Below are 19491 nucleotides of genomic sequence, written 5' to 3'. Positions count from 1 at the left end.
TTCAGGAGCCACGCAACGCGTCGAGCCTGCGCCGCGCCGGCCCCAGGGCACGGCCGCGGCTCATGATCCCGGCCCAGGGATCGGTGCGGGCCTGCTCGACGGCGTCGGCGATGGTCCAGCGGCGGGCGCTCAGGTCCGGGTCGTCCAGCTGGTCCCAGGTGATCGGGGTGGCCACGGGGGCGCCGGGGAGGGCGCGCACGGTGAGGGGCGCGACCGCGGTCTGCGCGTAGGCATTGCGGCCCACGTCGAGGTAGAGGCGGTCGCCGCGCTCCTTCTTGCGGGCGGCGGTGGTGAGCCGGTCGGGGTGGGCCCCGGCGAGGGTGTCGGCGACGTCGCGGGCGAACTCGCGGACCTCGTCGAAGTCGTGCCGGCCGTTCAGCGGCACGACGACGTGCAGTCCGCGCGAGCCGGTGGTCATCAGTGCCGAGGGGAGCTGCAGCTCGTCGAGGAGTTCCCCGAGCAGCGCGGCCGCCTCGCGCACCGCAGCGAAGTCGTCACCGGCCGGGTCCAGGTCGAAGACCATCCGGTCGGGCCGTTGGAGGTGGCCGACCCGGGACAGCCAGCGGTGCAGGGTGAGGCTGGCCTGGTCGGCCAGGTAGAGGAGGGTGGCCAAGTCGTCGCACACGGTGTGGCAGACGGTGCCGCCCTCCTTGGGCACCTCGATGCGGCTGATCCACTCCGGATAGTTGTCGGGGGTGTTCTTCTGCATGAAACGCGGGCCGTCCAGGCCGTCCGGATGGCGTTCCAGCATCAGCGGGCGGCCGCGCAGATGGGGCAGCATGAGCGGGGCGGCGGACCGGTAGTAGTCGACGAGATCGCCCTTGGTGTACTCCTTCGCACGGCCGTCGCCGTTGCCGGGGAACAGCACCTTGTCGGCCCGGTGGACCTCCACGGTGCGGCGCCCGGCACGCACCGTGCGTACGTCGCCGCTCACCGCACGACCGCCTCCTCCACCAGCAGCTTCCCGGCCGCCGCGATCGACTCGGCGTCGATGCCCGCGGCGTGCAGCTGCTGGTCCGGGGCGGCTGAGCCCGGCATCGTACGGACGGCCAGGCGCACCAGCCGCGGTACCGGCCGCCCGTCGAGGAAGGCGTCCAGGACGGCGTCGCCGAGGCCGCCCTCCTCGTGGTGGTCCTCCACGGTGACCAGGCAGCCGGTGTCCTCGGCGGCGCGGCGCAGGGTGGGCCGGTCGACGGGCTTGACCGAGTAGAGGTCGATGACGCGGGCCTGGATGCCGTCCCGGTCCAGCGCGTCGGCGGCGGCCAGCGCCTCGGGCACGGTGACGCCGGCCGCGACGAGGGTCAGCCGGTCGTTCGGGGAGGAGCGCAGCACCTTGCTGCCGCCGATGGGGAACTCCTCGTCGGGGCCGTAGATCACCTGGCTCGCCCCGCGCGAGGTGCGCAGATACCGGACGCCCTCGCAGCCGGCCATCGCGGCGACGAGCTGCGCGGTCTGGTTGGCGTCGCACGGGTACAGCACGGTCGAGCCGTGCACCGCCCGCATCATCGCCAGGTCCTCCAGGCCCATCTGGGACGGGCCGTCCTGGCCGATGGCGACGCCCGCGTGGGAGCCGACGAGGTTGATGCCGGCGCCGCTGACGGACGCCATGCGGATGAAGTCGTACGCGCGGGTCAGGAAGGCCGCGAACGTGGCGGCGTACGGCACCCAGCCGCGGGACGCGAGCCCCACCGCGGCGGCGACCATCTGCTGTTCGGCGATGTAGCACTCGAAGTACCGGTCGGGGTGTTCCTTGGCGAAGAGCTCGGTCTTGGTGGAGTCGCCGACCTCGCCGTCGAGGGCCACGATGTCGCCGCGCCCGGTGCCGAGGGCGGTGAGCGCCTGACCGTAGGCGTCGCGAGTGGCGACCCCCTTCTCGGGGGTGCCCTTCTCCCAGCGGGGCAGTTCGAGGTGCCCGGCGCGCACGGCGTGCAGCATGCGGGTGGCGGTCGGCTCGTGGACGTACACCCGCAGGTCGCGGAGGCCGCCGAGTTCGGCGATCGCCTCGTCGGCGTTTTTGATCGGCTTGCCGTGCAGTCCCTCCCGGTCCTGGGCGGCGCTGACGCCCTTGCCCTTGAGGGTGCGGGCAAGGATCACGGTCGGCTGCCCGGTGGTCGAGAGCGCCTCGCCGTACGCGCGGTCGACGGCATCGACGTCGTGCCCGTCCACCTCGATGGTGTGCCAGCCGAAGGCCTGGAAGCGGCGGGCGTAGGCGTCGAGGTCGTGTCCGTGCCGGGTCGGCCCCCGCTGGCCCAGCCGGTTCACGTCGACGATCGCGGTGAGGTTGTCCAGATGCTCGTACGCCGCGTGCTCGGCGGCCTCCCAGATGGACCCCTCGGCCAGCTCGCTGTCCCCGCACAGCACCCACACCCGGTATCCGCCCCGGTCCAGCCGCTTTCCGGCCAGCGCGATGCCGACCCCGACGGGCAGCCCCTGGCCGAGCGACCCGGTGGCCGTCTCGATCCACGGCAGCCTGCGTGGCGTCGGATGCCCCTCGAGGCGGCTGCCCAGCTTGCGGAAGGTGAGCAGCTCGCCGTCCTCGATGGCTCCGGCCGCCTTGTAGACGGCGTAGAGAAGGGGCGAGGCGTGCCCCTTGGACAGCACGAAACGGTCGTTTCCGGGGTGGGCGGGCCGGTCGAAGTCGTAGCGGAAGTGGTGCGCGAACAGTACGGCCATCAGCTCCGCGGCGGACATCGAGGACGTCGGGTGCCCGGACCCCGCGGCGTCGGCTGCACGCACACTGTCCACCCGCAACTGCTGGGCGAGTTCGACGAGTTCGTCGGTATTCATGAGTCTCCTTCCGCGGGGCTGTCGGAATGTCGCTTCACGGGGCCCGGGGCTTCGGCCGCCTCGCCCCCGGGCCGCTTCTTCGCGGGCACACCACCCGGCTGGTTCTCGGCAGGCGCGACGCCCGGTTGGTTCTTGGCGGGCTCACCGCCTGGCTGGTTCTTCGCGGGCTCACCGCCCGGTTCGTTCCTCGCGGGCCCGGTGGGCTGCCCCGGCGCCGGGGCGTCCTGCCCGGTCGTGTCGGCCTCTGTGGCCGCGCCCGGGCCCGAGGCGGCTGCGGCGGCCCCCCGGGGTTCCGGTCGGCCCGGTACTCGGGCCAGTTCCGGTGAGGACGTGTCCAGGGGGACCGACCAGGAGCGGACGAGGCCCAACTGGACTGCCTGGCGTGGGAGTACGGCGTCCAGGAGCCAGTCCGCGGCCACGCGGACGCGGTTGCCGGGCATGGCGGCGAGGTGGTAGCCGCGGGTGACCGCTCCGGCCAGCGGGCCGGGCAGAGGGACGCCGAGCGGGTTGGCGGCGGCCTTCGTGCCGCCCAGGTCCACGACGAAACCCAGGTCGCGGTGGCGGTAGGCCCGCCGTTCACCCGCCCCCAGGGACGCGGCGACGTTCTGCGCCGCGACCTTGCCGTGCCGCCAGGCGTGCTGCGCCGTCATCGGCGTGTACGACCCCGGGTTGTTGAGGTCCGGCACCGCGGCCGCGTCACCGCACGCGAACACCTCCGGCCGGCCCGGCACTTGGAGGTGCGGGTCGACGAGGAGCCGGCCGCGTTCCAGCGGCTGCCCGGTGGACTCGACGAGCGGATCGGGCCGTACGCCGACACACCACACCAGCGTGCGGGTGTCGACGAACTCGCCGTCGGTCAGCAGGACCCCGCCCGGCGTGGCCTCCTTCACCGAGGTCCCCATGCGCACGTCGACGCCCCGCTCGCGGAGCACCCGGTCGGCGGTGTGCGAGAGCCGTTCGTCCATCTCGGGCAGGACGCGCGGTGCGATGTCGAGCAGCATCCAGCGAGGGCGTATCCCCTGCCGCAGCGGGTGCTTGCGCACCTGTGCGTCGGTGTACATCTGCCCGTGCGCGGCGACCTCGGTGCCGGTGTATCCGGCGCCCACCACCACGAAGGTGCACCGCGCGGCGCAGCTCTTCGGGTCGTCCGCGGCGGCGGCGAGTTCCACCTGCCGGGTGACGTGGTCGCGCAGATACAGCGCCTCGGGCAGCCCCCGGAAGCCGTGCGCGTACTCGGCCACGCCCGGGATGGGCAGCAGCTTGTTGACGCTGCCGACGGCGAGCACCAGCCGGTCGTACTCCAGCGTGCCGGCCTCGCCCTCCGGGTCGGTGTAGTGCACCCGCTGCCCGTCGAGGTCGACGGAGCCGGCCTCGCCGAGGACCAGCCGGACGTGCGGCAGGGTGCCCGAGAGGGACACGGACACCCGGCGGGGTTCCAGGATCCCCGCGGCGACCTGGGGCAGCAGGGGCAGGTACAGGAAGTAGTCGGTGGGGTTCAGCAGGGTGACGTCGGCCTTGTGCCGCATCAGCCGGGACAGGATGCGGGCCGTCCGGTACCCGGCGAAACCGGCACCGACGATCACGATGCGGGGTCGACTCACGTTCGCCTCCGGCGCTGTCGCGTACGTCGTGCGGAGCCTTCCGCGTCCCCCTGGCCAAGGCCCCCAAACGTCCACCGGTTTCCGCTGCGGGCGCCGGGTACCCGGAGCGGACCGGCCCCGTCGCCCAGTGCCTCCCGGAGGTGTCCCCCATGCCCGAGTACGGCTACTTCCTCTCGTGCGAGGAGTTCGGTCCCGCGGAACTCGTCGAACAGGCGAGGATGGCGGAGCAGGCCGGATTCCGGTCGCTGTGGATCTCGGACCATTACCACCCGTGGAACGACGCACAGGGCCAGAGCCCGTTCGTGTGGTCCGTGATCGGCGCGCTCTCGGAGGCGGTGTCGCTGCCGGTCGAGACGGCGGTCACCTGCCCCACCGTGCGCATCCACCCGGCGGTGGTCGCACAGGCCGCGGCGACCTCGGCGGTGATGCTGAACGGCCGCTTCCGGCTCGGGGTGGGCACCGGTGAGGCCCTGAACGAGCACATCCTCGGGCACGTCTGGCCGCCCGCGCACATCCGCATGGAGATGCTGGAGGAGGCCGTGCAGATCATGCGCCGCCTGTTCACCGGCGAGGAGGTCAGCCACCACGGCACCCACTACACGGTGGAGAACGCCCGCCTGTACACGGTCCCCGACGAGCCCGTCCCGATCGACATCTCCGGCTTCGGCCCGGCCGCGACGCAGCTCGCGGGACGGATCGGCGACGGCTACATCACGATGATGCCGGACGCCTCGATGGTCGAGCAGTTCCGCAAGGGCGGTGGCGGCGGCAAGCCGGTGATCGGCGGCACCAAGCTCTGCTACGGCACCGACCGCGACGAGGCCGTACGCACGGTGCACCAGCGGTGGTTCAACCAGTTCCTGCCGGGCGAGATGGGCCAGATCCTGCCCTCGCCGAGCGACTTCGAGCAGCTGGCGCCGCTGGTGACCGAGGAGATGGTGCGTGAGAAGGCGGTGTGCGGGGACGACGTCGACGAACACGTCTCGGCCCTGCAGGCCTTCGCCGACGCGGGCTTCGACCGGGTCTACGTCAACCAGATCGGCCCCGACCAGCGCGGGTTCTTCGACTTCTACCGCACGAAGGTCCTGCCGCAGCTGCAGCAGGGGTGAAGGAACCACAATGAAACTCCACCGCCCCGTCGTCTCCGTCTACACGGTGCCGACCGACGCCCCCGAGGCCGACGGCACGCTGGCCTGGGACTCCACGACCATGGTGATCGCCGAGGTGACGACGGGCGACGAGACGGGAACGGGCTGGACGTACGGCCCGCCGACGGTCGGCGATTTCGTACGCGACCAGCTCGCCCCGCTGGTCGAGGGCCGCTCAGCCCTCGACATCCCCTCCGTGCACGACGCGATGTGCCGCTCCGTCCGCAACGCGGGCCGCCCCGGGATCGCCGCGGGCGCGATCTCCGCTGTGGACATCGCCCTGTGGGACCTCAAGGCCCGCCTCCTCGAACTCCCGCTGGCCCGGCTGCTCGGCGTGTGCCGCGAGCGGGTCCCGGTGTACGGCAGCGGCGGCTTCACGACGTACCACGACACGCATCTGGCCGCGCAGCTGAACGGCTGGGTGCACGGACAGCACATCCCGCGCGTGAAGATCAAGATCGGGGAGAGCTGGGGCAGGGCGGTCCCACGGGACCTGGCCCGTGTCCACGCGGCTCGCCAAGTGATCGGTCCCGACGCCGAGTTGTACGTCGACGCGAACGGCGCCTACACCCGCAAACAGGCCGTCCGCGTCGGCCGCGCCCTCGCCGAGCACGGCGTCGGCTGGTTCGAGGAGCCGGTCTCCTCGGACGACCTGACGGGTCTGCGCCTGGTCCGTGACGCGCTGGTGTGCGATGTGACGGCCGGCGAGTACGGTTACGACTTGCCCTACTTCGCCCGCATGATCGCGGCCGGCTCGGTCGACTGCCTGCAGATCGACGCGACGCGCTGCGGCGGCATCACGGAGTTCCTGCGCGCCGCCGCGCTCGCCCAGGCCCACGGCCTCGAGGTCTCCACCCACTGCGCCCCGCACGCCCACGCCGCGGCGGCCGCCTCGCTGCCCAACCTGCGCCACATGGAGTGGTTCCACGACCACGTACGCATCGAGGACATGTTCTTCGACGGCGCGCTGGACCCCATGGGGGGCACGGTGCGCCCGACGTCCGGCCAGGGCCACGGGCTGACCCTGCGGACCGACGAGGTGGAGGAGTACCGGGTCGGCTGATGCCCTAACGGCGGGCGAGCCGGGTCAGCTTCCGTGCGGCCAGGGCGCCGGCGCCGACGGTGAGCGCCGTCCCCACCCGGCCGCGGTTCCGGGAGATCCACTCCTGCGCACTGTCCGGGCGGGACTCCTCGTCGAACCGCCCGTGCGCCCCGAAGTCCCGTCCGTGCGCTCCGTCCGCCGGGGCCCACAGGTTGCCGAGTTCGCCGTGCTCGCCCTCGTCCTGCTGGGCGTCGAAGCCGGTGCGGGCGAGATAGCGGTCGAGCAGTCCGGGAACCACCGCGTTGGCGATCAGGGTGGCCGCCGTGGAGCTTCCGACCCAGTACTCGCGCCGTCGCCCGTGCGAGGCGGCGTGCACGATCGCGCGGGCCGCGACCTCCGGCTGGAACACCGGCGCCACCGGCCGGGCCCGCCCCGGCATGCGGCTCAACACCCAGTCGAACTGCGGGGTGTTGAGGGCCGGCATCTGCACCATCGTCGTACGGACCCCGCTGCCGCTGTGCAGCAGCTCGCAGCGCAGGGACTCGTTGAACCCCTGGATCGCGTGCTTGGCCCCGCAGTACGCCGACTGCAGCGGAATCCCGCGGTACGCGAGGGCGGAGCCGACCTGCACGATCGTGCCGCGGTCGCGCGGCAGCATGTGGTGCAGCGCGGCCCGGGTGCCGAACACACAGCCCAGATACGTCACTTCGGTCACCCGGCGGAACTCGTCGGGGGTGATCTCGGTGAACGGCGCGAACACCCCGGCGAAGGCGTTGTTGACCCACACGTCGATGTGCCCGAACGTGTCGACGACCTGCTGGGCGGCGTCGTCGACCGCCTTGGCGTCGGCCATGTCGACGGCGACGACGAGCGCTTCACCCCCGGCGCGCTGCACCTCGTCGGCGGCCGCGGCGAGGCCCTCACGTCCGCGGGCCAGCAGGGCGACCCGGTCGCCCCGGGCGGCGAAGGCCAGGGCCGTGGCCCTGCCCACGCCGCCGCTGGCCCCGGTCACGACGACGGCTCTACGGCCCCCCGGCACAGGCACGCCCCACCGCTTGCGGACCATGAGTCACCCCCTGTGGTGCGGCTGCTCGGGATCGATGTCGTCCTGGCGCGGCGCCGGCGTGCCCGAACCGCCCGGTTCGCCCGCGACGGGCGCGCCCGCGGCCCCGCCCAGACCGCCCGGTGCGACCGGCGGCATCGGCGGATACGGCGCTCCGAGGCCGCTCGGCGGCGCGGCGGGCGCACGGCCGCCCACGACGGGGTCGCCCTGGCCCGCGGCGGCCAGCTCCGCCTCCCGCTCCGGCGTGGCCCCGGACGCGGTGGGGCGGGCCATGCCACGCAGGACGTAGGCGACGACGCCGAGGATCACCGCGGTGATCAGTGCGGCGGCCCAGTCGGGCAGGCCGATCGCGAGGGCCAGTCCGATGGTGAGCGCGAGGGCCGCGCCCGCGTACAGGGCGACGGCTCCGGACACGGCGTACAGCATCGCCCTACGCCGCTGCTTGCGAGTCTGTTCGCGCAGTTCGTCGCGCACGGTCTCGCGCGCCACCTGCGCCAGCTCGTCGACCAGGTGCCTGTCCAAGTGCTCCAGATGATCCAAGCCTTCCATGGCCGCCGAGTACCCGTACGGGCGTACGGATAACGCGGTCCGTCACGGCCGGAAAGCGGTGCGTCAGCCCGAGGCCGCCGGGTACCCGGCCCGCTCGCACGACCGCATGACCAAAACCCTCACAGACCCCTTTACAGGAGTTGCAGGATGACCGAGCGCACCGATGTGGTGGAGCTGCTCAAGGGGCAGCACACCCGGATCCGAGAACTGTTCGACGAGGTGGCGAACACCAAGGGCGCGGACCGAAAGCGGCACTTCCACGACCTCGTCCGGCTGCTCGCGGTGCACGAGACGGCCGAGGAAGAGGTCGTCCATCCCTTCGCCCGCAAGCACATCGACGGCGGCGAGCTGGTCGTCAAGGACCGGATCGAGGAGGAGGAGAAGGCCAAGGCGGCCCTGTCCCGGCTGGACGACATGGATCCGGACTCGCCCGAGTTCCTGGACCAGTTCGCGGCCCTGCGCCAGGACGTGCTCGCCCACGCCGACAACGAGGAGAGGTACGAGTTCGCCCACTTCAGCCGGGTCGCCGACCGCGACAGGCTGGAGACCCTGGCCCGCGCCGTGCAGGCGGCCGAGGCGCTGGCCCCCACGCGTCCGCACCCGGGCACCGACACCGCCCTGAAGAACGTGGCGGTGGGCCCGGTCGCGGCCGTCATCGACCGCACGCGTGACGTCGTACGCAAGGCGATGGGCTGATCCACGCCCCCGGGGCGGCCGGGCCGAGGACGATCTCCCGAAAACGATCGGAAGTGATCTCCTCGCCCGGCCGCCCCAACTAGGCTTTCCGCATGGACATTCTGGGAGCCACGCTGCGCATCTGCGTCGACGACCTGGAGACCGCGGTCCCCTTCTACGAACGGCTGGCGGGCGGCAGAGCCCAGCGCTTCGAACGCGGCGGCGTCCAGGTGGCCGCGGTCGGCTGCTTCCTGCTGATGAGCGGTCCCGCGGCCGAGTTGGACGTGCTGCGCAAGATCTCCGCCACGATCGCCGTCAAGGACGTCGAGGAGACCCACCGGGTGCTCACCGGGCTCGGCGCACACATCGTCGCGGGCCCGGTGCCGACGCCCGGGGGCCGCAACCTGATCGCGATGCACCCGGACGGCATGGTGTACGAGTACGTGGACCGCAACGTGTAGGTGCCCAGGGCCTGTCCGGCGGATCAGGTCGGCTGCAGGGAGCTGCGCCTTGTGCCCTCCCCGAGCGTCGCTCGGCGTCGCGTGCCAGGGCCCGCGACGCCGAGCTGATCCGCCGTACAGGCCCTACGCTTCCGGCGGCCGCATACGGAAGTCGTAGTGGGCCGGGAGCGGTTCGTCGGTCAGTCTCGACCACAGGCGGCTGATCGCCTCCGCTCCCTCCCGCAGGTCGGCGGCCTCGAAGCCCGCCCGGAAGACGTCCAGGGCCTCCTCCCGCCGCCCCTCCGCGAGCAGCAGCCCCGCCTCGATCAGCCGGAACCGGCCGCGCTCCCGGGTGGCGGGGTGCAGTCGCTCCCAGACGCCTCGTGCCTGCGCGGTGCGGCGTACGGCGAGCAGGGCCTCGATCGCCTCGCGGCCCAGCGCGGCCGTGGCCGCCGTCCACCGTTCCCCGCCGTCGCGCCGCTCGTGGCACAGGTCGTCGAAGGCGTCGGCGTACCGGTCCGCGGCCCGTTCGTGGTTGCCGCTCTCCTGATCGGCGACGGCGAGACAGCGCAGCAACGGCCAGAGCGACGGGGCGAGTTCGAGGGCCCGCTCCCAGCTGCGCACCGCCTGCGCCCGGTCGCCGGCGTGCCACTGGGCGACGCCGAGGTGGTACTCGGTGAGCGGGGTGGCAGGCGCGGTCTCCAGCATGTCCCGCCAGTGCGGGGCGACCAGCGTCTCCCCAGGGGGCCGTACTCGGCGCGGCTCGGGGAAGGCACCGGTCCGCAGCAGTTGCAGCCAGGGCTCCTGGGCCTCGCCGAGCATGGCCTCGTCGAAGGGCGTGCCGGGCAGCTTCCAGTCGGCGCGCAGCACTTCGAGCGCGCCCCATCCGGAGCCGACGGCGAGGATCTCACCGGGCTCGCTGTCGGCGTGCGGCTTCCAGGCTGCGTGGGCGGCGTCGAGGTCGGCGCGCGGGAGGGCGGCTTCGAGACGCGCCTCCACTTCACCGGCGGCCTCCGGGGAGCTCAGCGGGCCGTAGGCCTCCAGCCACGACACCTCGCTCTCCGGTTCCAGCCGTACATGCTCCAGCTGGGTGCGGGCGAGCCCGGCCTGGATCTCCGAGTAGCCGCCCGTGCCGGGTTCGGTGAGCCATCGTTGCCAGCGGCGTCCGCCGGGCCCCTTCCCCCAGACGAACAGCTTGCGCCCGCGCAGCAGGTCGGTGGAGGTCTGCACCAGACCGTGCCCGTCCTCGTCCAGCGCGGCGATCCAGCGCCGCTGCTCATCGGGCAGGTCGTAGAAGTAGTCGGTGGCGTAAGGAAGTTGCTGCACCTCGTCGCACGACGGTGCGGGCACCTTCCGCAGGCGCCGGTCGTGGCCGAACTGCCACGCCTCCGCCGCGGGCGCCAGTACCCGGTGCTCCTCCGGTACGGCGATGTCGGACCACCAGTAGACCGGCACGGGCCGCTCGTGCGGGTTGCGGATGCGCACGCCGACGTACAGGAAGTCGGAGTCCTCCGGCAGCCACAGGTCGACCTGGAAGGGCAGGTCGCGCAGCCGCTCCCACTCCCACAGCCGGAGCATCTCGCCGCCGTCGGGGGCGGGGACGCGGGCGGCGTGCAGTGGTGAACAGGAGAGAGTGGTGTGGCCGGTGGCGCCGATGTTCCATTCGATGCCACCGGAGTACCAGGCGCCGTTGAGGGCGAAGTCGGCGGGCTGGAACACCGGGTTGCGGTACAGGAGTTCACGGCCGGTCGGCTTGTGCAGGAGGGAGGCGACACGGCCGCCGAGCCCGGGCAGCACGGTGGCGCGCAGCCGGCCGTTCTCGATCACGAGGGCGTCGAACTCGCGGGGTTCACGCGCCCGCCCGTACCCGTCCCGGACCCGCACCGGCAGCAGACTGCGCAAGGGCCCGTAGCCGGCCTGCCGGGCCATCTCCCGCGGCAGCTCGTCCCGGTCCCGGTCCTCGATGCGGTGAACCTCGTGCAGCAGCCGCAACGGGGGCAGCGGATTGTCCGGCCCCAACTCCGCGGCGGGCAACGTCAGTACCTCACGTCGGATGGTCGTCACGATCACCATGGAAGCCGCTCACCGGTGAACCGGCCAGGGGCCCTACCGGTCAGGATTCCGCAAAGGGAGGCTTGAAGCGCCCCGCAGGGGCGCGGGGCTGTATCGATATGCGGCTCCGCCGCGTGGGCGCGACCAGCCACGACGGCGCTGTAGTCGACCGGCAGCCCCTCGCGGCACACCCCCCGGTCGCTGCAATCACAGCGAAGCGTCCCGCATCTCGGCGGTGATCGCCCAGCGCTCATGATCCCGCCAGTCCCCGTCAATAAAGATCATCTTCGGCGAGAACCCTTCGAGCCGAAAGCCACACGCACGCGCCAGCCCGATCGACGCGGTGTTCTGCGGCTGCGCGTTGATCTCCAGCCGGTGCAGCCGCATCGGCCCGAACGCGTACCCCACCACCAGGTCCAGCCCCTCCCGCATCAGCCCGCGCCCGGCGGCGTGCGCGAAGGCGCCGTAGCCGAGCGCGCCGCACTGGAAGCCGCCCTCGACGATGTTGTTGATGTTGATGTACCCGGCGATGGCCCCGGCCCCCTGCGCGCCGTCCTTCTCGCAGACGAGGAAGCCGGCCTTGGTCGGGTCCTCGATCAGCCGGCCCGCGTACGCGGTGTAGGCGTTCGCGGTGTCCGGCGGGAACAGCCAGGGATGGTGCAGGTCCTTGCTCTCGCGGGCACGGGCGGTGAACTCGGCACCGTCCTCGTAGGTGAAGTGACGTATACCCACGCGGGGGCCTTCGGCGAGATAACGGGATGCGGTGTGCGGCATCTCGCCACCCTACGGCGGTCTACGGCTTCCGCCTCATGAAATACGCCCCGAAGAACGAACCGATCGCCGCCGCGACGAGCAGCGCCGTCGACAGGGGCATCGTGACCTCGGGGATCAGCAGGCGAATCCTGGTGTGGTGGGTGTTCTGGAAGATGAAGATCAGGGCGAAGACGGCGAGCAGCAGGACGGTCACCCGGCCGGGCGTCACCGCCGGGCCCCGTTCGCCGCTGTGCCTGGCACCCGGCTCGGAGGGCTTCGGGCTCATACCACCAGGATGCGCCCGAAGACCCCCTTACGCGCGGTGAGGAGGGCCCGTGGGGCGCCTTACCCGCCGAGCACGGGCAGCTCCAGCATGCCGGTGTTCCCGGGCGCGCTCGCCACGGTCACCGCCTTGATCCCGCGGTTGCCGAAGTAGGCGTCGTCGCTCGCCGCGATCACGAATTGCAGCCGGTGCCCCTTCTGGTACCGGTGCACGATGCCCGGCAGGCTCACGGTGAAGCTCTTGGTCACGTCCGGGACCCGCACCGGCGCGACCAGCCGGTGCACCAGAGTCTTTGTGCCGTCGGGCGCGACGTCGTACAGCTTGGCGAACAGGACGAGCCGGTCGGCGGCGTTGTCGGAGTCCTGGGCCTTCGCGGCCTGCGGGGAGTCGACCCTGAGCGTGGCCCGCGGCGCGCCGGCCACATCGGTGGTGCGGGTGAGCGGTTCGCTGGTCCAGGCGAGGTAGGTGCCCTCGGTGTCGAACGGCGCCGGGTCCGGCAGCCCGCCGAGCGCGGCCAGCGAGGTCTCCGAATGGCTCGTGGCGGTCAGCCGGTTGGCGTACGTACGGCTGCCGAGGGCCACCTTCTTGCTGTTGTCGACGAGTTTGCCGTCCCCGGAGAGATAGAGCTTCCGGCTGAGGGCGGGGAGACGGTCGGCGGTGGCGTATGCGTGGGCGGGATCGGTGATCCAGTCGCGGTAGTAGGCGAAGGCCGGTCCGGTGTCGGTGTGCTGCCCCCGGAGGTAGTGGTCGAACCAGGACAGGATCCGCCGGCCGACATAGCTGGTGTCCAAGTTGCCCTGGGTGAGATTGAGTTCGCCGTCCACCATGCCGCCGCTGTGCCCCCAGGACTGCCAGATCATCGCGGTGGGTGTGCCCTGGGCCTTGAGCGTCTTGTACGTCGCCGTCGCCTCGTTGAGGTTGAAGAGGCTGTCGGCCTGCCCCTGGATCAGCAGCGTCGGCGCCTGGACCCGGTTCAGGTACGACGCCGGGGAGACGCTGTGGGCGTAGGCGAGCATCGCGGCGGTGGGGCCTGGGCGGTAGCTGCCGGAGTTCAGGGTGCGGATGGTGGCGCAGGCCCGGGTGACGAAGTGCAGACAGGTGAGGGAGTTGATCCGGGACGGGTCGAGGTTCGGCTGGGTCAGCGTCTGGCCCTCGCCGAGGAGGTAGAAGCCGTTGGTCCACTGCCATTTGAAGGCGCCCGGGACGGTGCCGCCGGCGTTGTTCGGGTCCAGCGCGTAGGCGAGGTCGTTCCAGGTGATCAGGGGGATCAGCGCGTCCACCCGGTGGTCGACGGCGGCCGTCGCCAGCTGGATGGCCCCGCCGTACGAGCCGCCGATCATCCCGACCCGCGGGTCGCCCGCCCCGTCGAGGGTGACGAAGTCGGCCCTGGTGCCGTCGTCGGCGGCGCGCTTGCCGCCGAGGAAGTCGATCAGCCGGGAGGCGGCGGTGCCGTCGATGCCGGGGTCGTCGAGCGAGATCAGACAGCCGGAGCGGCCGAAGCCGAGCCCGGAGTAGATCAGGGACACATAGCCGCGCGCGGCGAGGGCCTTGCCGATGGCGTCGGTGGTGCCGTCGGACTTGCTGCCGCCGAAGCCGTTCGTGGCGAGCACGGCCGGGGCCCGGTGGGAGCTGTCGACGCCCGCCGGGCGGTAGAGGTCGGCGTCGACCGCGCAGCGGCGACCGCCGGCCTGGACGGTGAACTTCAGTGCCGTGACGCTGTATTGACCTGCTGCGGACACGGGAGCGGTGAGTGCCTGGGGCGCGGCGAGCGCCGCGCCCAGGGCGAGAGCGAGCGGAGCCCGGGATCTGAACACGCGTCGGGACACTGAGACCTCCACACTCAGGACAGCCCTGCTTACCGACCAGTAAGTAACCACCGCTTGTCATGGTGTGACACGTGTCATACGAGGTCAATCGCCCAGACGAGTGTTCTTGACGGATATTCAGTGAAGACGATCGCCCGTTCGGTTCAGAGAAGGGCGGGCTCGTCGAGCGTCAAGGTGCCCGCGCCGGCGTCCAGTTCGGCCCTCACACCGAACGGGATCGTCAACGCACCCTCGCAGTGCCCGAATCCGAACTCCTCCGCGACGGGCACGCCGAGATCCCCGAGCCGGTCCCCGAGGACGGCCCGCACTTCCTCGTAGGGACCGCACTTCACCCACGATCCGAGCGCGATCCCGGTGACGCCGTCCAGCCATCCACTGCGCAGCAACTGGGTCAGCATCCGGTCGATGCGGTACGCCCGTTCGCCTACGTCCTCGATCAGCAGCAGCCCACCGCGGGCACCGTCGTGAGCGTGCGGCGTCCCGAGGTCGGAGGTGAGCATGCTCAGGCATCCGCCCAGCGTGACGCCCCGGGCCCGGCCCGGAACCAGAGCGGTGCCGGCGGAGACGAGGGTGCGAACCCGCTCCGGAGCGAACAAGGTGGCCTTCAGGTGTTCCTGCGCCCGGGCGTGCTTGACGAAGTCGATCCCGGCGGCCGCCGGTCCATGCAGGGTGACCAGGCCCAGCCGGTTGGCGAACGCCTGGTGCAGCACCGTGATGTCGCTGAAGCCCACGAACACCTTGGGCCCGGCGGCCCGCATCGCGTCCCAGTCGAGCAGGTCGACCATCCGCTGCGCCCCGTACCCGCCCCGCGCACACAGCACCGCGTCCACCGAGGGGTCGCACCAGGCGGCCTGCAGGTCGGCGGCCCGGTCGGCGTCCGTGCCCGCCAGGTAGTCGAACTCGCCGTGCCGGTCCAGCACATGGGGTGCCACCACCGGGTCGAGGTCCCATCCCCGCAGCAGGTCGAGACCGGCCTGCACCCGCTCCTCCGGCACCGGTCCGCTGGGCGCGACGACGGCCACGCGGGCGCCGGAGGCGAGCCGGGACGGGCGCATGAGTTCTCTCACCTGGTCAGCTCCAATGTGGGGATACCGCGCGGCTTCAGTCCGAAGGCCTGGGCGTAGAGGGAGAGTTCGGACTCCAGGACACGGACCATGGTCTCCGCCCGCCGGAACCCGTGCCCCTCCCCCTCGAAGGCGAGGTACGCGTGCGGCACCCGTCTGCCCGCCATCCGCGCCAGGAACCGTTCGCACTGGACGGGCGGGCAGATCACGTCGTCCAGGCCCTGCAGCAGCAGGAAGGGCGCGGTGATGCGGTCGGCGTGCTCGGCGGGCGAGCGCTCGGCGTACCGGCCGGGCACCTCGGCGAGCGGTCCGACCAGGGTTTCCAGGTACTGCGACTCGAAGTCGTGGGTCTCCCCCGACCCCCAGCCGGCCAGGTCGAGGATGGGGTAGAGGATCGTGCCGCAGGCGTAGACGTCGGTGGCGGCGAGGGAGGCGGCCGAGGTCCAGCCGCCCGCGCTGCCACCACGGATCGCGAGCCGCTCGCGGTCGGCGGTGCCCTCGTCGGCGAGGGCGAGCGCGACGGCCGCGCAGTCCTCGACGTCGACCACCCCCCACTGCTCGCGCAGCCGGTTGCGGTACTCGCGCCCGTACCCGGTCGAGCCGCCGTAGTTGACCTCGGCGACGCCGATGCCCCGGGAGGTGAAGTAGGCGATCTCCAGGTCGAGCACGAGCGGCGCCCGGCTGGTGGGGCCGCCGTGCACCCGGACGACGTACGGCGGCAGCTCGTCGCCGGGCGAGACGCAGTGCGGGTTGTGCGGCGGGTAGATGTGCGCGTGGATGTCGCGTCCGGCGGGGCCGGTGAAGGTGCGGATCTGCGGTTCGGGGTAGTAGGCGGGGTCGACCGCGTCCTCGTGCTCGGCGCCGACCACTCGGGCCCGGCCGGCCCGGGTGTCGAGTTCCACCACCTCGTACGCGCTGCGCGGGCTGGCTCCGACGGTGACGACCCGTTCGCCGTGCACCGCGAGCGTCGGCGCGAACTCGGTCCAGGGGCCGGCCGCGTCGACGACCTCGCCGGTCTCCGGGTCGAGGATGCCGAGCGCGGTGGCGCCGCGGCCGTGCACGACGGCGATCAGTCCGCTGTCCAGCGGGGCGAACCAGCGCTGCCCGAGCTTCCACAGCGGCCCGCCGAACTCCTCCTCGCGCGGGCAGAGCGGGACGCCGTCGCGGTAGAGGTTCCACCAGCCGGTGCGGTCGCTCGCGTACAGGAGCGAGCCGTCGGGGGCCCAGTCCGCCTGGGCGATCGACTCGTCCGGGCCGCCGGCGAGGGTGCGTGCCTCCCGCAGGGTGCCGTCCTCGGCGACCCCGGCCAGGACCAGTTCCGTGCCGTCCCAGGGCATCCGCGGATGGTCCCAGGCGAGCCAGACCGCGCTGCGCCCGTCGGGCGAGAGGCGGGGGCCGGTGACGAACCGGTGCCGGTCGTCGGTGAGTTCGCGTACGGCATCCCGGTCCTGGGCGGCCGAGCCGTCCAGCGGCACCGCGGCCAGGACACGGCGCACATCGGTGGGTCCGTCGCCGGTGAACTCCTCCAGCACGCACCACACTTCGCCCCGCTCGACCCGCAACTGGGGCTCCACCCAGCGCAGTCCGCCGCCCACGAGCGACACGGGTGTGAGGGGCCACGGGTCGCTTCCGGGCTCGTACCGGTAGAGCCGCTGGTCGGCGAAGTTCACGAACACCACGAGCGGCCGTCCGGCCACGACCGTCCCGGCCCAGGGCTGTCCGCCGTACTCGATGACGCGGCTGCGGACGTCCCACGGTGCGGGCAGCAGCGGCTCCTCCTCGCCGTCGGCGCGGCGCCCCACCAGGGTGCGGCGGCCGCCCTCGGTGGGGCGTGGCTCGGTCCACCACGCCTCGTCGCCCACGAAGCCCACGTACTCGGGGCGCCCGTCGTGCGCGGCGGCGAGCGCCGCGTCGATGGGCGAGGGCCAGGAACCGTACGGCAGTCTCTGCACGTTCTCCCCCAACTCGCCTAGGCCGTCCGCAGGAAGCGGTCGAGGACGCGGACACCGAAGTGCAGCGCCTCGACCGGGACCCGCTCGTCGACCCCGTGGAACATGGCCTGGTAGTCGTAGCCCTCCGGAAGCCTCAGCGGCGTGAAGCCGTACCCGGTGATGCCGAGCTCGGAGAACTGCTTGGCGTCCGTGCCGCCCGTCATGCAGTACGGCACCACGTGCCCCTCGGGCGCGAACTCCTCGACGGCGGCACGCATCTTCGCGTACGTCGGCGAGTCCAGCGGCGCCTGGAGCGCCACCGAACGGTGGTGGAACTCCCAGTCCACGTCGGGTCCGGTGAGCTGGTCAAGGGTCGTGCGGAACTCGTCCTCACCGCCGTACAGATACCGCCCGTCGACATACGCGACCGCTTCCCCGGGGATCACGTTGAGCTTGTAACCGGCTTCCAGCATGGTCGGGTTGGCGCTGTTGCGGACGGTCGACTCGACGAGCTTCGCCGCCGGGCCGAGCTTTTCGAGCAGCCCGTCGATGTCGTCCGGGTCGACGTCGAGGCCGTAGAGCGCCGCCAGTTCGGCCAGAGCGGCCCACACGGTGGGAGTCGGCCGCAGCGGCCACTCGTGCTCGCCGATGCGGGTGATCGCGGCGGCGAGACGGGTGACCGCGTTCTCCCTGTTCACCTTGGAGCCGTGTCCGGCGCGTCCGCGCGCGGTGAGCTTCAGCCAGGCCGTGCCGCGCTCACCTGCCGCGATCGGGTAGATCTGCCGCCCGCTGCCGTCGTGGAAGGTGAACGCCCCCGACTCGCTGACACCCTCGGTGCACCCCTCGAACAGCTCCGGGTGCTGATCGGCGAGGAACCCGGAACCGTCCCGGGCACTGTCCTCCTCGTCGGCGGTGAACGCGACGACGATGTCACGCCGGGGCCGCACGCCCTGCCGCGCCCAGCTCCGCAGCACGGCCAGGATCATGGCGTCCATGTTCTTCATGTCGACGGCGCCGCGCCCCCACACCACCCCGTCGCGGATCTCTCCGGAGAAGGGGTGCACGGTCCAGTCGTCGGTGCGGGCGGGTACGACATCCAGATGACCGTGGAGGAGCAGCGCGTCGGCGGCCGGGTCGGTCCCCTCAAGGCGCGCGACGACATTCGCGCGCCCCTTGGTGCGCTCCAGCATCACGGGTTCGAGCCCTGCGCCGGCCAGCTGCTCGGCGGCGTACTCGGCGGCGGGCCGCTCCTGGCAGTCGCCGCCGCCGCGGTTGCTCGTGTCGATACGGATGAGGTCGGAGGTGAAACGGACGACCTCGTCCAGTGCCTGCTGGTCAGCCATACTGCTCCTCCACGGCGGCCGAGACGATCGTGGTGACCGCCTTGAAGGTACGGATCCCCTCGTACATCGTCTCGCTGGTGTACGCCACTTTCCGCTCCCCGATCCGGTCGACGCCCGGCACGACGGTGGCGGCCATCGCGAGATGCTCGGCGTCGAATTCGAGCGCGACGGTGAAAGGCCCTGCCTGGACGGGCTGGTGACGGACCGCCAGCTGCGCCGCCTCCTTGGCGGCGGCCCGGATGTCGGACGCGGTCCTGGCCGGCGTACGGCACACGGCCGCGTACCGCGACACATGGTCCTTGACAGCGACCTTCAGCGCTCCGGGCGCATACCCGAGGGCGTCCTCGCAGGCCACGTCGTCGCCGGTGACCAGGATGACGGGCACCCCGTACTCGGCGACGACATGCGCGTTGAGCAGGCCCTCACTGGCGCGTACGTCGTTCAGCCACACCCCGGTGATCGAGTTGGCGAGGTAGGTGTGGGCGAGGACGCCCTCCATGCCCGCGCCGGTGTGATAGCCGACGAAGGCGATGCCGTCCACGTCCCCGTGCTGCACCCCCTCGACCATGGAGAGGGACTTGTGCCGCCCGGTGAGCATCTCGGTGCGCTCGTCCAGCTGTTCCAGCAGCAGGTTGCGCATGGTCCAGTGGGCCTCGTTGACGAGGACCTCGTCCGCCCCGCCGTCGAAGAACCCCAGCACGGCGGCATTGACGTCCGAGGTGAACATCGAGCGGCACCGCTCCCACTGCGGTGTCCCCGGCAGCACGTCGGCCGGCCAGGTCACCCCCGTGGCACCCTCCATGTCGGCGCTGATCAGGATCTTCATGATGCGCCACGTTACGCGGCGAAGCGCATCGCGACCAGGAATCGCCCGGTGACGTGACGAAGCGGCCGGCCACGAGGCCCGGCCGGCCGCCTTGCCCGGTCCGGACGT

Annotated in this window: 17 protein-coding genes; 4 read left to right on the top strand and 13 right to left on the bottom strand. The window is 72.1% G+C overall.

Annotated elements, in window-relative coordinates; all coding sequences use genetic code 11:
• Position 1: 1 nt before the first annotated feature.
• Genes ligD through ACWCRD_RS02210 form a run of 3 tightly spaced genes read right to left on the bottom strand, consistent with a single transcriptional unit; the run spans position 2 to position 4388 of the window.
• The gene (gene ligD, locus ACWCRD_RS02220) at positions 2 to 934 is read right to left on the bottom strand and encodes a non-homologous end-joining DNA ligase (RefSeq protein ID WP_450964049.1); all 933 of its coding nucleotides are present in this window, start codon (positions 932 to 934) and stop codon (positions 2 to 4) included.
• Positions 931 to 2787 (bottom strand): transketolase, encoded by a 1857-nt coding sequence (locus tag ACWCRD_RS02215; RefSeq protein WP_450964048.1) that lies wholly within the window; start codon positions 2785 to 2787, stop codon positions 931 to 933. The genes ligD and ACWCRD_RS02215 overlap by 4 nt, the downstream gene beginning before the upstream one ends.
• The gene (locus tag ACWCRD_RS02210; protein ID WP_450964047.1) at positions 2784 to 4388 is read right to left on the bottom strand and encodes an FAD-dependent oxidoreductase; all 1605 of its coding nucleotides are present in this window, start codon (positions 4386 to 4388) and stop codon (positions 2784 to 2786) included. Before ACWCRD_RS02210 ends, ACWCRD_RS02215 begins: the two co-directional genes overlap by 4 nt.
• 149 nt (positions 4389 to 4537) lie before the next feature.
• Here ACWCRD_RS02210 and ACWCRD_RS02205 point away from each other — a divergent pair, with 149 nt between their 5' ends.
• Together ACWCRD_RS02205 and ACWCRD_RS02200 are read left to right on the top strand one after the other, a co-directional pair.
• Positions 4538 to 5497, top strand: coding sequence for an LLM class F420-dependent oxidoreductase (locus ACWCRD_RS02205; RefSeq protein WP_450964046.1), 960 nt, complete (start codon positions 4538 to 4540; stop codon positions 5495 to 5497).
• 10 nt (positions 5498 to 5507) lie between these two features.
• Positions 5508 to 6599, top strand: coding sequence for an enolase C-terminal domain-like protein (locus ACWCRD_RS02200; protein ID WP_450964045.1), 1092 nt, complete (start codon positions 5508 to 5510; stop codon positions 6597 to 6599).
• A gap of 4 nt (positions 6600 to 6603) precedes the next feature.
• Here the strand turns inward: ACWCRD_RS02200 and ACWCRD_RS02195 are convergent, their stop codons facing one another.
• Positions 6604 to 7644, bottom strand: a complete 1041-nt coding sequence (locus tag ACWCRD_RS02195) for an SDR family oxidoreductase (RefSeq protein WP_450964044.1) — start codon at positions 7642 to 7644, stop codon at positions 6604 to 6606.
• Between the two features lie 3 nt (positions 7645 to 7647).
• Positions 7648 to 8190 carry a phage holin family protein gene (locus ACWCRD_RS02190; protein ID WP_450964043.1) on the bottom strand — a complete coding sequence of 181 codons (543 nt, stop codon included), beginning with the start codon at positions 8188 to 8190 and terminating at the stop codon, positions 7648 to 7650.
• Between the two features lie 147 nt (positions 8191 to 8337).
• Between ACWCRD_RS02190 and ACWCRD_RS02185 the strand changes: the two genes are divergently transcribed.
• Together ACWCRD_RS02185 and ACWCRD_RS02180 are read left to right on the top strand one after the other, a co-directional pair.
• Positions 8338 to 8886 (top strand): hemerythrin domain-containing protein, encoded by a 549-nt coding sequence (locus tag ACWCRD_RS02185; protein WP_450964042.1) that lies wholly within the window; start codon positions 8338 to 8340, stop codon positions 8884 to 8886.
• A 92-nt stretch (positions 8887 to 8978) separates the two neighbouring features.
• Positions 8979 to 9326 (top strand): VOC family protein, encoded by a 348-nt coding sequence (locus ACWCRD_RS02180; protein WP_450964041.1) that lies wholly within the window; start codon positions 8979 to 8981, stop codon positions 9324 to 9326.
• A 123-nt stretch (positions 9327 to 9449) separates the two neighbouring features.
• Here the strand turns inward: ACWCRD_RS02180 and ACWCRD_RS02175 are convergent, their stop codons facing one another.
• The 8 genes from ACWCRD_RS02175 to ACWCRD_RS02140 all read right to left on the bottom strand — a co-directional run bounded on the left by ACWCRD_RS02175 (position 9450) and on the right by ACWCRD_RS02140 (position 19383).
• Positions 9450 to 11378 carry a DUF5107 domain-containing protein gene (locus ACWCRD_RS02175; protein ID WP_450964040.1) on the bottom strand — a complete coding sequence of 643 codons (1929 nt, stop codon included), beginning with the start codon at positions 11376 to 11378 and terminating at the stop codon, positions 9450 to 9452.
• Positions 11379 to 11564: 186 nt separating this feature from the next.
• Positions 11565 to 12131, bottom strand: a complete 567-nt coding sequence (locus ACWCRD_RS02170) for a GNAT family N-acetyltransferase (protein ID WP_450964039.1) — start codon at positions 12129 to 12131, stop codon at positions 11565 to 11567.
• A 19-nt stretch (positions 12132 to 12150) separates the two neighbouring features.
• Positions 12151 to 12396, bottom strand: coding sequence for a DUF1049 domain-containing protein (locus ACWCRD_RS02165; protein ID WP_450964038.1), 246 nt, complete (start codon positions 12394 to 12396; stop codon positions 12151 to 12153).
• Between the two features lie 59 nt (positions 12397 to 12455).
• The gene (locus ACWCRD_RS02160) at positions 12456 to 14219 is read right to left on the bottom strand and encodes a CocE/NonD family hydrolase (protein ID WP_450964037.1); all 1764 of its coding nucleotides are present in this window, start codon (positions 14217 to 14219) and stop codon (positions 12456 to 12458) included.
• Between the two features lie 143 nt (positions 14220 to 14362).
• Positions 14363 to 15274 (bottom strand): S66 peptidase family protein, encoded by a 912-nt coding sequence (locus ACWCRD_RS02155; protein WP_450964036.1) that lies wholly within the window; start codon positions 15272 to 15274, stop codon positions 14363 to 14365.
• Between the two features lie 8 nt (positions 15275 to 15282).
• Positions 15283 to 17235 (bottom strand): prolyl oligopeptidase family serine peptidase, encoded by a 1953-nt coding sequence (locus tag ACWCRD_RS02150; RefSeq protein WP_450964035.1) that lies wholly within the window; start codon positions 17233 to 17235, stop codon positions 15283 to 15285.
• 17 nt (positions 17236 to 17252) lie between these two features.
• A complete protein-coding gene (locus ACWCRD_RS02145) occupies positions 17253 to 18557 on the bottom strand; it encodes a M20/M25/M40 family metallo-hydrolase (protein ID WP_450964034.1) in 1305 nt (434 codons plus the stop codon).
• Positions 18550 to 19383 (bottom strand): M55 family metallopeptidase, encoded by an 834-nt coding sequence (locus tag ACWCRD_RS02140; protein ID WP_450964033.1) that lies wholly within the window; start codon positions 19381 to 19383, stop codon positions 18550 to 18552. The genes ACWCRD_RS02145 and ACWCRD_RS02140 overlap by 8 nt, the downstream gene beginning before the upstream one ends.
• Between the last annotated feature and the right edge of the window lie 108 nt (positions 19384 to 19491).

This window comes from Streptomyces sp. NPDC002092 (assembly GCF_053593775.1).
This window is presented reverse-complemented; position numbering and strand designations above follow the sequence as displayed.